This window comes from Exiguobacterium sp. s95, assembly GCF_018618655.1.
Classification (GTDB): domain Bacteria; phylum Bacillota; class Bacilli; order Exiguobacteriales; family Exiguobacteriaceae; genus Exiguobacterium_A; species Exiguobacterium_A oxidotolerans.
Genome location: NZ_JACSMM010000002.1, coordinates 239,777 through 252,069, shown reverse-complemented (window position 1 = coordinate 252,069; position 12,293 = coordinate 239,777). Strand labels below are relative to the sequence as shown.

Here is a 12,293-nt window from a genome sequence, read left to right as displayed (position 1 = left end):
CTCTACCTCTAAGCGAAGCGTAGGTGGAGGTAGTTCAACGCTTGACAACCTATAATATATTGTCTCAATTAACAAGTTCTATGATGCACAATTGCAAATCATTATACCGCTCCCCTCTCATAAAAGAAAGAGACGGTTTGTTTACAGACCGAACTTCTGCTAAAGTGGAACAAGCAGAAAACTATTCAATGAGGTGACAGCATGTACGATGTAATCGTAATCGGAGGCGGACCGAGCGGCTTGATGGCAACGCTCGCCTCTTTACAAGCAGGCGCGAAAACACTCCTGCTCGATAAAGGAAATAAATTGGGAAGAAAACTTGCGATTTCCGGTGGTGGGCGTTGTAACGTCACGAATCGTAAACCGCTCGACGAACTCGTCCAGTCGATCCCAGGAAACGGACGTTTTTTATACAGCGCCTTTTCACAATTCAGTAACGAGTCGATCATCGACCTGTTCGAAGGGTTTGGTGTGGCGTTAAAAGAAGAAGATAACGGGCGGATGTTCCCTGTCTCGGATAAAGCAGCTGACGTCGTCCGTGTCTTGATTGATCAAATCCGAGCGCACGGTGCCGAGATTCAAACGAATGCAGAAGTCGCGTCGCTCGAGTTTCACACAGACGGTTCATTTGCAGCCGTTCTCATGCAAGACGGCACACGCCTTGAAGCGAACAGTTGTGTCGTTGCAGTCGGTGGACAATCCGTGCCCCATACGGGTTCGACCGGTGACGGGTACCCATGGGCTGAAAAAGCTGGTCATACGATTACCGAACTTTTCCCGACCGAAGTCCCGATCTTACTGAACGATGCTTTTATTCAAGCGAAATCACTTCAAGGGCTCTCGCTCCGCGACGTCGCTTTGACGGTTCACGGAAAAAAAGATAAAGCCATTAAAACACACACGGGTGATTTGCTCTTTACGCATTTCGGGCTGAGCGGTCCGATCGCACTACGTTGCAGCCAATATACAATCAAGGAACGCAAACGCTCCGGCGAACGAATCGTTCATTTATCCGTCGACTTATTCCCAGAAGAATCAATCGGAGCATTGACGGAACGTTTTCAGGCTGCGCTTGCAGCCAATCCGAAAAAAACCGTCCGAAACGCCTTAAAGGGATTCGTACCGGAACGTTTGCTTGAATTACTCTTCACACAAATCGGTTTTGGTGACGAAGTTTGTACGCAAGTGAAGAAACAAGATTTCACGCAACTGCTGACAACATTAAAACGTTTCCCACTTCATGCGACCGGGACACTTGATTTTGATAAAGCCTTCGTCACGGGCGGAGGGGTCTCAATCAAAGAAATCCATCCAAAAACGATGATGTCGAAAAAAGCAGACGGTCTATTCTTTGCCGGAGAAATTTTAGACATTCATGGTTATACCGGCGGCTACAACATTACAGCTGCTTTTGTAACAGGACACTGTGCCGGAACGAATGCTGCTCTACTCAATCAAACGACGTAATTTAAAAAAGGTGTTCGTTCGTGATTTTTTTCACGAACGAACACCTTTTTAATTTTTTTGATCAATCGATCGGGGTAAACGAACGGCTCGAAAATTTATCTGTTTCGACCAAAGCAAACAGTTCATTGTCTTGAACAAAGATTCCTTCTGCCCCGTATACTTTCGGACTTGCAGATTCTCCCGTGATCGTCTTATCCTTCGCATCAATCGAATAAAGATACAAGGAATCGGAGTCCAACGTATAAATGCGCCCTTGTCGTTCTGCGAGTCCAATCGGACGGAAATTTTCTTCAAATGCTTTTTTTGCATCTGCCCGCATACCATCTGCAGCATCGATTCGATCTCGCGTAACAACCGTCAAATACGGAGGTTTCTGCTTTTTCTTGAGTTTCTTTTTCTCTTTTGCTGTCGCATCAGGATCAATTTTAATTTCATCTTGCTTCATTTTAAAATACGTCAATTCGATGCGCCCTAACGACCGGATGTTATTGATCGTGTAAAATTCTTTTTCTTCAGCATCGTACCCAAGCCCATGAAAATTATCTCGAATGGTCGTGCCTTTGATTTTTTCACGCGTTTCTTCCGACCATGCACCGTCTTTTCGCGTAATCGTCACAAGAATTTGATTTGATGTCAGTAATGCAACCGTTTCACCATCAACGAGTGCCATTCCGTCAAGCCCTGCGAGTAACAGTTTGCCATCATTCTTCAATTGGAAGGAAGCATTGATTCGCTCGCCCGTCCCACTGACTTCAAAGAAATGATAATCTTCCGTCACAACAAGATAGGAACCAATCGAATCATCATATAACATCTGTTGAACATCCTTGATTAATGGTTCTTCCGGATTCGGAATCGAAGAAGGAAGGCTTGGCGGCACTTGTTTGACAGCCGCTTGGTGTTTTGATTGCGTCTCGATTTTTGTGAAGGTCTCTTGAATTTGCACTAACGTCTCTGGTTTTGAGAAGACGAGTAGAATACAAAGGATCAGACCGGAGACGACGGCAAAAATCGTTGTATAGACTATATAGGATCGTTTCATTTACACAAATCGCCTTTCTCTCTCGGTTTCTGATTCAGTGTAGCAGAAGGCGCACTAAAAAAAAAGCGGACGCGAGACTGAATTCAAAAACAATCCCCTTCCTCCATGACTACATGGGCAAGGGGATTCGTATTAGTTTGCTACGATATTGATGAGCTTTTTCGGTACGACGATGACTTTACGAACCGTCTTGTCGCCAATCCACTCTTTTGTTTTTTCATCTGCAAAAGCGAGTGCTTCGATTTCTTCTTTTGTTGCGTCGATACTGATTGTCAATTTTGAACGGACTTTTCCGTTGACTTGAATGACGAACTCTATCGTATCACTGACGAGTTTCGTTTCATCATATGTCGGCCATGCCGCATACGTTAATGTCTCTTCAAACCCTAGTTGCTCCCATAACTCTTCCCCGAGGTGAGGTGCGACTGGTGTCAACAACTGAATGAATCCACGAAGGAAGTGACGCGGTAACACTTGCTGTTTGTTCGCTTCGTTGACGAAGACCATCAACTGCGAAATCCCTGTGTTGAATTGAATGTTCGAGAAGTCTTCCGTCACTTTCTTGACGGTCTGGTGATAGACACGTTCAAAGTCGGCATCAACCGTCTCGACATCTTGAATGTCTGCAGTCCGTTCGAACAAACGCCAGACGCGGTCAAGGAAGCGACGTGCACCGTCGAGCCCATTTTCCGACCAAGATACGGACGCATCGAGTGGTCCCATGAACATTTCGTACAGACGAAGCGTATCTGCTCCGTGTGATTTGACGATTTCATCCGGATTGATGACGTTCCCGCGTGATTTCGACATTTTTTCGTTGTTTTCGCCGAGAATCATCCCTTGGTTATACAGCTTTTGGAATGGCTCTTTCGTCGGAACGACGCCGATGTCGTATAACACTTTGTGCCAGAAACGCGCGTACAGTAAGTGAAGGACCGCATGTTCTGCCCCGCCGATATAAATATCGACCGGAAGCCAGTATTTTAATTTCTCCGGATCCGCGAGCGCCTCTTCATTATGCGGATCGATGAAACGAAGGTAGTACCAGCAGCTACCGCCCCATTGTGGCATCGTGTTCGTTTCGCGGCGTCCTTTCATCCCTGTCACAGGATCCGTATAGTCGAGCCACTCTTCTGCAAGAGCAAGCGGCGACTCTCCTGTTCCCGACGGTTTGATTTCAGGAATCATCGGAAGTTCAAGCGGCAACTCTTCTTTATCCAACGTCTTCATCGTTCCATCTTCCATATGGACGACTGGAATCGGCTCGCCCCAATAGCGTTGACGGCTAAAGAGCCAGTCACGCAGACGATACGTAATTTTCTTCCGTCCGACTTGGTTCGTTTCGAGTTCCGCGATGATGGTTTCGATTGCGTCCGCCTTCGAGAGACCGTCGAGCATTTGTGAATTGACATGCTCCCCTTCTCCCGTATACGCTGCTTCGTCGACATTTCCGCCTTTTACGACTTCGATGATTGGAAGGTCAAACTGTTTCGCAAACTCATGATCGCGTTCGTCATGTGCCGGAACGGCCATGATGGCACCTGTTCCATACGTCGCAAGAACATAGTCGGCAATCCAGATCGGAAGACGTTCGCCAGAAATCGGGTTGACGGCGAACGCACCCGTGAAGACACCTGTCTTCTCTTTTGCAAGATCCGTCCGTTCAAGATCCGATTTCGTCTGAACAGACGCGATATAACGTTCGACTGCTGCCTGATGTTCTGCTGTCATGATGTCCGCGACGAATGGATGCTCCGGTGCTAAGACGAGGTACGTTGCGCCGAAGACTGTATCCGGACGTGTCGTGAAGACCGTGACTTGTTTTTTGTGGCCGTCAATCGTAAAGTCGATTTCCGCACCTTCCGATTTACCAATCCAGTTCCGCTGCATTTCTTTCACCGACTCCGGCCAATCGAGTTCATCTAAATCGTCGAGGAGACGGTCCGCGTATTCCGTAATCTTAAGGACCCACTGGCGCATCGGGACACGGACGACGGGATGATTTCCACGTTCAGACAATCCATCGATGACTTCTTCATTCGCAAGGACCGTTCCAAGTGCCGGGCACCAGTTGACTGCCACTTCATCGACGAACGCAAGTCCTTCTTCGTACAGTTGTGTAAAGATCCACTGTGTCCATTTGTAGTATTTCGGATCCGTCGTATTGATTTCACGGTCCCAATCATATGAAAAACCGAGGTCTTTCAACTGACGTTTGAACGTTTCAATATTTTGTGCCGTGAACTCACGCGGGTCATTCCCCGTATCGAGTGCATACTGTTCTGCCGGGAGTCCGAACGCATCCCATCCCATTGGGTGAAGGACGTTATACCCTTGCATCCGTTTCATCCGTGCGAGGATATCCGTTGCCGTGTATCCTTCCGGGTGTCCGACATGCAGTCCTGCTCCCGATGGATAAGGAAACATGTCGAGGGCATAAAAGCCTTCCTTACTTGGGTCTTCCGTCGTTACGAACGCGTTATCCTGTTCCCAGTGCGCTTGCCATTTTGGTTCAATCTCACGATGATTATACGACATCTATTCTTCCTCCTCTGATTAAAAAAACCGGTCCTCCGCCCCTAAGAATAGGGACGAAAGACCGGTTTGGCTTCCGCGGTACCACCCACGTTGTCTGTCAATGACAGACCGCTTGACTCACAGATAACGGTGTGAAGGACCGGATTCGCTACTCGTTGTTCACGAATCATGCTCCCTGACGAGTTCATGGACAGTTCCGACTGGTTTGCACCACCCACCAGTTCTCTAAACGGAATGTCTCCACTACTACTTCAGTTCGTTGCATCTGACTATCTATTAGTTAGTTTAATCTGAATCTTAATCAACCGTCAACGTTTCCGTAAAATTTCTCCAATCGCAGCATGTGTCGAAGCCTGATGATCCGCGTGATGTAACATCTGCCCCGGCATCCGGTCGTCGAGTAACGCGATGACTTCCATCCCAGCTTTTTTCGCCCCCATCATGCCGTTCGCCGCATCCTCAATGACGATACATGACTCTGGGGCGAGACCCATCCGTTTTGCTGTCAGCTCGAAGATAGCAGGGTCCGGTTTAGAGCGCGGGACTTCAAAACCGCTCGTGTAGGCGTCGACTGTCAACCCATAAAATGCGATGACGCGTTCAATTTTTTCAAGCGAACTCGATGATGCAATTGCAATCCCGTAACCTTCGCTTCGAGCGATACTCATCAACTCATGAACCCCTTCCTTTAATCCACAGTCTTCCGGCTTGGCGTGTTGTTGAAATAAGTCATGTTCCTGTGCAAGTAACACATCCGTTTGATGCGGTAAGCGATGTTGTTCAATTAATTCCTGCCACATCTCGTCGCCCGTCTTACCCATGAAGGTCGCATATTGAACTAAATCAAGTGGAATCCCGAGTTGATGAAACATTTTTTTATGTACCCCAAAGTAGCGAATTTCACTATCTAAAATGACGCCATCCATATCGAAGATTAAACCCCTCGTTTGCATCCCATTCACTCCTTTTTTTGATTTTAACAAAAAAAACGACAGTGATGGACTGTCGTTTTTATTATTTCGAAATCAGTGTTGGTTGCGAACGATATCCCGGAAAATAATGTTCCAACTCTCCGTCTCCATAGAGCTGGCACAGTTGTTCATATTGAGCAGGCAGTAGAACATTTTTTCCTAAATGATATTCAAACAAACGATAGCCCGTATAACGACACTTACTCTCGAACAGGCTATCACGCTCTTTATACCCGCCACCTAAATGCTGTTCGACCAACCCGGCATCTTTCGCACATAAAATAGCCTCGAATTCTAACCGTTGATTTGGATAGACCTTATGTTCATCCCGCTTACAGCCAATCAAATGACCATGTGCAAATTCTCGGCCAAGTAAAACGAAGTAACCTCCGATGATTTCCTCGTTAAGTTCTGCAATCAAGAGGAGCGGCGTACAGAGGCTCGTCGGCTGAAATAACTGTTCGAAGTAGTCTCGAGAAAAGTAGTAATGGCTCGAGGCATCCTTTCGGTCCATCGTCTGATAATACAACTGAATGAATGATTGTAAATCTTCGTGTGTCCCTCGTCGGACAACTAAGTCAGAAGCCAATGATTTCCGAACCATACTCCGCGTCTTTTTATGAAATGTCTGTGTAATTTCTTCTACGGATGGTCGTAAGTCGATACTCGTAGTATGTCGAATAAATTCTTTTTGTGTCCAGTGGTGCGCATACCGCTGATTTTCAGTCAACGGATTGTATCGGATCAACTCTGTGACAATCTTTTTCTGCAACGCCCAGTCATAAAAGGAAGTTCGAGCCTCTGCCCACTCTTTTTCAGTCAAATCACCCACCACTTCAGGGCCGCCATATCCGTATGGAGTAATCAAATCCCAATACTCCGTATCAAAAATAGCTCGTTTTAAGAAAGGATAAAACAGTTTCCCGGCCTCTCCTTGAAAATAAATCAACCCGGGATGTTCCCCTTCTCGTGCATTTAACATAACGTATTCATAACTGTAAAAGATGTCTAGCGGCTGATTGCGAATAAGTGCTGTCCAAGTTGCTTGATCGTCGATGAAAACGCACTTTGCCATTCTGGTACACCTCCTGTTAAAAAAAAGACCATAAAAATAAAATTAAATTTCTTTAATTTGGTTAATTAATTAAATTTTACCTCTTTAAATTATTACCCTATTTGATTTTTTTTATTCCGTCCAGCAAAAAAAAGACCAACTATTTCATTTTCGAAACAGTTGGTCTAAGATATCTTAATTGATTTTAGGAATTGCTCGAACAAATACGATACCTGCAAGTAAAATTAATCCGATTAGCGTCAAGAAGACTGCGTTCATTCCAGATAAATCGTAAATCAATCCACCGACCGTCGGACTAATCATCCGTCCAGCGGAAGCCGCAATGTTGACGTACCCTTGGAATTCCCCTTCTTTACCGATCGGTGCAAGTCGTGCCGCCATCGCAGGGACAGCTGGCCAGATGAACATCTCTCCAACCGTTAAAATGACCATCGCAACAAGAAACATTTCAAAACCTTCAGCAAACGGTACGATGAGATAGGATAATAAGAAGATGCCCGTTCCCGTCAATAATTGACGTTTTAAATCATCTCCGAACCATCTTAAAATCGGCGTCAAGAGCGGTTGTGCGAAGACGATTAATGCTCCATTGATTGTCCATAAAATCGAGTACTCGGAAATCGTCACACCAAGTGATTTCGTGTGGACGGCAAACGTTCCTTGCCATTGTACGTAAACGAACCAAAGCAACGCATACCCGACTGAAACGTAGAGCATCGTCCGAACCGACTCCTTCGATAACGGCTCACGGACTTCTTCCGTCGTAAACTCTTTTTGTCGTTTAACCTGCGGCGCCTGAATCCAGTTCAAACCTATGAACAGAACAATCGCAAACACTACATAGAGCAATAAGTTCGCGATGAAGATAAATTGAATATCAATCGCAGCAATTTGACCACTGACTGCCGTACCGAGCGCAACTCCAACGTTTTGTGCTACATAGATTGCATTAAAGGCACGTCGTCCGCCTTTTGGCCAAATCAGACCGGTTAATGCGTAAATCGTCGGGAACACCATCCCCCCGACGAAACCGATCAATCCAAGCATCGTCACATAACCAATGAATGTCTGATGGAACAACAGCAGACCAATCGAAGCAATCACGAGTCCGATGACACTGATGATGAGCGTCCGCTTCCCACCTAAACGATCAAACGCTTTTCCACCCATGTAATTTCCGACGATTGCGAGCGCAGAGTTGACGAACAAGGCCATTCCTGCCTTGGTCATGGATTCGCCTAAGTATTCATGAATATATAATGTATTAAACGGCCATAAAAAAGAGGCTCCTGTCGTATTGATCGCCATCGCCAACACGAGGATCCAGACCGCACGAGGTAATTTCGGCATAATAGGTGTCCTCCAATATAGTTCTCACCCTTGCCACTTTACGAAATTGTTCTGTGCTCTGTCAAGAAACTTCATTTTGAATGAATTATCGGAATAATGGTATAATCAGGAACAAAAGAATACGTGATGAACGAACAAAGAATAATTTTACTTGAACAGGAGTCTGAACCCATGTCACTAGCCCGCGTCTTACCTTATGCCAAAGAACTCTTAGAATCTGTCATCCACGAAGGAGATTGTGTCGTCGATATGACTGCCGGAAATGGTCACGATACCTTGTTTCTTGCGGAACAAGTCGGACCAGACGGTCGTGTCATCGCCTTCGATGTACAAGAACAAGCGATTGAAGAAACGAAACGTCGTCTAGAAACCGCTCACGTCAAAGAGTGGGTCGATCTTTACCACGAAAGTCATATTCATGTTGGCGCACGCCTCGTTAATGAAGCCCGTCCGATTCGAGCGGGCGTTTTCAATCTTGGTTATTTACCAGGAAGTGACAAGTCCGTCACGACGACCGGTGAAGATACGTTAGAAGCGCTAGGTGCTTTGTTACCCGTCCTCGTACCCGGCGGTTTAATCGTCCTCGTCATCTATCATGGACATGTAGAAGGAAGACGTGAACGGGATGCTGTTCTCGATTATGTCGAAAGTCTTTCGCAGCAAGACTACGCCGTCTTACAGTATCGTTTTCTCAATCAACAAAACAATCCACCTTTCATCATCGCCATCGAAAAAAAATTAAAAAAGCAAACACTCGATTAATAGCAAAAGACGCTGTCAGCACGACAGCGTCTTTTTTGTCATTCCTCAACCATCTTCAAAAAAAGCAATAATTTTTCAGCGAACCGCGTATTGAGACGTTCAAAGCTGAAATGCGGAAATCCATGGAGCCGTTGAAGATAGATTTGATCGCCACCCATTTTCCGGCAAATCTCTAACGTATATTTTACGTCCGCGAATTGATCGTCCGGTGCATAAAAACAAGCGAGGTTGACTCGCGGTAGTTTCTTCCGCTCTTCATCATGTAAGACGATTTCTTCTTCAATCTCCCGGTACTGTGCATATGTCAACTCACCGAGACGTGCCGTATCTTCACTATTTTGACCAAACGGCAACATCCCGAGTGGCGCATCCGGTCGAAAACGATCGAATGCACTTGCAAATACTTGTTTGACGCCACCGAGTTGTTTTGAATTATGCCAATCAAATAACGGCGAAATATACGACAAACTCGCAATCGGCAATTCATATTCCTGCAGTAGCCGGTTGACGACGAGTGCGCCCATGCTGCAGGCGATGATATGAATCGGTAACTTTCGTTTTCCGGCTTCTCGTAAAGCATCCTTCAGCAGTTGTTGATGTTCCTCAAGCGATATCCGGCGCGGAGCATCTACACGTAACACTTCATAATCCTTTTCAAGGACTCGAATTAACGCATCGCTCGGCGTCGCTCGCAGTTGAAGGGGATAGACAAGTACGATAATTCCTGTTGCTTGATCTTCCACAAACTCACCTCTTCATACAAGTATCTCTGTATTATAACGTTTACATCTTGATGTCAAAACCATCTTAAGTTGGATTTTCATTCATATATACGCTTTAAGCGTGTCACAGGTTCCACTTGACCGAAAATTTCTTCAGTCGTTTCACTTTCTTCTTTAAAACCGAAAGAGACTAGAAACTGGCGCGCTTTATAATTTCTTGATTCAACGTAGACTTCAATTGGGGAAGCACCTTGGTGTTCAAGTTCACGAATCAACTTTCGCCCAATCCCATTTTGTTGATATTTCGGTAGTACGTACAAGCGAACGATTTCCCACGTGCCGTCAACATCGATTGCATGGATGAAACCGACGATTTCTTCCTCGATAATGGCGACATTGAAATATTCTCCCCGCGCTTCCTCTGCCGTCCGAATTGCTCGAACGACTTCTTCTTGCGGATACGCCTCTTGTACGAAATGGGCTTTCGAGCTTTCCGAGTAAATCTCTTCATACGTATCCATCCAAGAGGTGATGGCAATATCATGAATGCGTGCCGCATCAGTAGGAATTGCTTCGCGTATCTCCATATCGGACTCCCCCTTTTTTCCGTTTACCGGTACATGTTCTTTTACCCTGTTCTAGAAAAATCATTCGTTTCCCTCCAAAATTCGAGACAAACAAAAAAAGTTCAGAAACAAACTCGTGCGAGTCTGCTTCTGAACTGAAAATTAAGCGAATCGTTTCGCTTGTTCTTCAAGAATTGCTGCTTTATCAGTTTGCTCCCATGGTAATTCGATATCTGTACGACCGAAATGACCATAAGCTGCTGTCTGACGATAAATCGGACGGCGAAGATCAAGCATCTTGATGATCCCTGCTGGGCGAAGATCGAAATTTTCGGCAACGAGTTCGACGAGTTGTGCTTCTGGAAGTTTACCTGTTCCAAACGTATCAACTGCAATCGATACTGGGTGCGCGACACCAATCGCATACGCAAGTTGAACTTCTGCTTTATCTGCAAGACCAGAAGCTACGAGGTTTTTCGCGACGTAACGTGCTGCATATGCTGCAGAACGGTCAACTTTTGTTGGATCTTTACCAGAGAATGCGCCGCCGCCATGACGGGCATAGCCACCATACGTATCAACGATGATTTTACGTCCAGTTAATCCTGCATCACCTTGTGGTCCACCGATGACGAAGCGACCTGTCGGGTTAATGAAGAACTTTGTTTCCGCATCGATGTATTCTGATGGAATCACAGGTGCGATGACATGCTCTTTCAGGTCTGCTTGGATTTGCTCAAGCGTCACTTCTTCTGCATGTTGTGTTGAGATGACGATTGTATCGACACGAACCGGTTCGTTGTTCTCATTGTATTCTACAGTTACTTGCGTCTTACCATCCGGACGGAGGTAGTCAAGTTGTCCAGTTTTACGGACTTCTGCGAGACGACGAGCAAGTTTGTGTGAAAGTGAGATCGGAAGTGGCATCAATTCAGGCGTTTCTTTCGTTGCATAACCGAACATGAGACCTTGGTCCCCTGCACCGATTGCATCGATTTCTTCATCTGACATGTTACCTTCGCGTGCTTCAAGCGCTTGGTCAACACCGAGAGCGATATCTGCTGATTGCTCATCGATTGAAGTCAATACAGCACAAGTGTCTGCATCGAAACCATACTTAGCGCGTGTATAGCCAATCTCACGAATTGTTTCGCGAACGACTTTCGGGATATCGACATAAGTCGATGTCGTGATTTCACCTGCGACGAGGACAAGTCCTGTCGTGACAGATGTTTCAGCAGCGACACGAGCATTCGGATCGGCTGCGAGGATTGCATCTAAGATAGAATCCGAGATTTGGTCACAGATTTTATCCGGGTGACCTTCAGTAACTGACTCCGACGTAAATAGTCGGCGATTAAGGTTTGTCATGTTTGACCCTCCCAAAAAAGAATTTGACGGTGTACTCATTTCCCCTAGTTGAGTGGGACGGTAAAATGAAAAAAACCTCTCCATGTCCAAAAAATGGTCAGGGAAAGGTTGTGCGTTCTTCCTTTACCCTCTTATCGTTCGAAGTGTTTACTTCGCTTCAGGAGAGCACCTTTTCCTTCATTAATAGAATTCTTAATGTAGGACGGTTGCCGGGTTTCTTCGGGCCTTGTTCCCTCCACCTGCTCAGAATAAGAGTATCCGTTACGAATTACATGATATAAAGTTGTGACCACTCTGTCAAGCTACGTTTTAATTTCTAGTCGAAACTTTCCCGAAGAGATGTTAAACTGTTAATGCTGAAAGCGTTTCCAAATAAATAGAAATCAGCGCTAAAAAAGGATTGCTCATCCTTTAGTATGTCATATATAA

The 12,293-nt window shown here is 45.7% G+C and carries 10 protein-coding genes, 1 riboswitch and 1 other annotated feature; of the genes, 2 read left to right on the top strand and 8 right to left on the bottom strand.

The genetic code is table 11. The features are described from left to right. Positions 1 to 201 precede the first annotated feature (201 nt). Entirely contained in the window at positions 202 to 1,467 is a 1,266-nt protein-coding gene (locus tag KNP99_RS05945) for a BaiN/RdsA family NAD(P)/FAD-dependent oxidoreductase (protein WP_088837652.1), read from the top strand. Between the two features lie 61 nt (positions 1,468 to 1,528). On the opposite strand, the gene KNP99_RS05940 is transcribed toward KNP99_RS05945, so the two are convergent. The 5 genes from KNP99_RS05940 to KNP99_RS05920 all read right to left on the bottom strand — a co-directional run bounded on the left by KNP99_RS05940 (position 1,529) and on the right by KNP99_RS05920 (position 8,443). After that, positions 1,529 to 2,509, bottom strand: coding sequence for a hypothetical protein (locus KNP99_RS05940; protein ID WP_214767961.1), 981 nt, complete (start codon positions 2,507 to 2,509; stop codon positions 1,529 to 1,531). A gap of 132 nt (positions 2,510 to 2,641) precedes the next feature. Further along, complete coding sequence (leuS, locus tag KNP99_RS05935; protein WP_215193106.1) at positions 2,642 to 5,047, bottom strand: leucine--tRNA ligase; 2,406 nt, start codon at positions 5,045 to 5,047, stop codon at positions 2,642 to 2,644. A gap of 46 nt (positions 5,048 to 5,093) precedes the next feature. Continuing rightward, positions 5,094 to 5,316 (bottom strand) — a binding site (T-box leader). A gap of 39 nt (positions 5,317 to 5,355) precedes the next feature. Next, entirely contained in the window at positions 5,356 to 6,000 is a 645-nt protein-coding gene (locus KNP99_RS05930; protein WP_215193105.1) for an HAD family hydrolase, read from the bottom strand. Between the two features lie 61 nt (positions 6,001 to 6,061). Further along, the gene (locus KNP99_RS05925) at positions 6,062 to 7,093 is read right to left on the bottom strand and encodes a peptidoglycan bridge formation glycyltransferase FemA/FemB family protein (protein WP_215193104.1); all 1,032 of its coding nucleotides are present in this window, start codon (positions 7,091 to 7,093) and stop codon (positions 6,062 to 6,064) included. A 174-nt stretch (positions 7,094 to 7,267) separates the two neighbouring features. Beyond that, positions 7,268 to 8,443, bottom strand: a complete 1,176-nt coding sequence (locus KNP99_RS05920; protein WP_088837658.1) for an MDR family MFS transporter — start codon at positions 8,441 to 8,443, stop codon at positions 7,268 to 7,270. A 126-nt stretch (positions 8,444 to 8,569) separates the two neighbouring features. Here KNP99_RS05920 and mnmM point away from each other — a divergent pair, with 126 nt between their 5' ends. Next, positions 8,570 to 9,205, top strand: coding sequence for a tRNA 5-(aminomethyl)-2-thiouridylate-methyltransferase MnmM (mnmM, locus tag KNP99_RS05915; protein WP_157898525.1), 636 nt, complete (start codon positions 8,570 to 8,572; stop codon positions 9,203 to 9,205). 38 nt (positions 9,206 to 9,243) lie between these two features. Here the strand turns inward: mnmM and KNP99_RS05910 are convergent, their stop codons facing one another. The 3 genes from KNP99_RS05910 to metK form a co-directional block, all read right to left on the bottom strand. Further along, positions 9,244 to 9,948, bottom strand: a complete 705-nt coding sequence (locus KNP99_RS05910; protein WP_088837660.1) for an alpha/beta fold hydrolase — start codon at positions 9,946 to 9,948, stop codon at positions 9,244 to 9,246. A 77-nt stretch (positions 9,949 to 10,025) separates the two neighbouring features. Then, positions 10,026 to 10,514 (bottom strand): GNAT family N-acetyltransferase, encoded by a 489-nt coding sequence (locus KNP99_RS05905; protein ID WP_088837661.1) that lies wholly within the window; start codon positions 10,512 to 10,514, stop codon positions 10,026 to 10,028. Between the two features lie 141 nt (positions 10,515 to 10,655). Next, entirely contained in the window at positions 10,656 to 11,864 is a 1,209-nt protein-coding gene (metK, locus tag KNP99_RS05900) for a methionine adenosyltransferase (protein WP_088837662.1), read from the bottom strand. A gap of 128 nt (positions 11,865 to 11,992) precedes the next feature. Beyond that, a riboswitch (SAM riboswitch) is annotated at positions 11,993 to 12,119 on the bottom strand. Positions 12,120 to 12,293 lie beyond the last annotated feature (174 nt).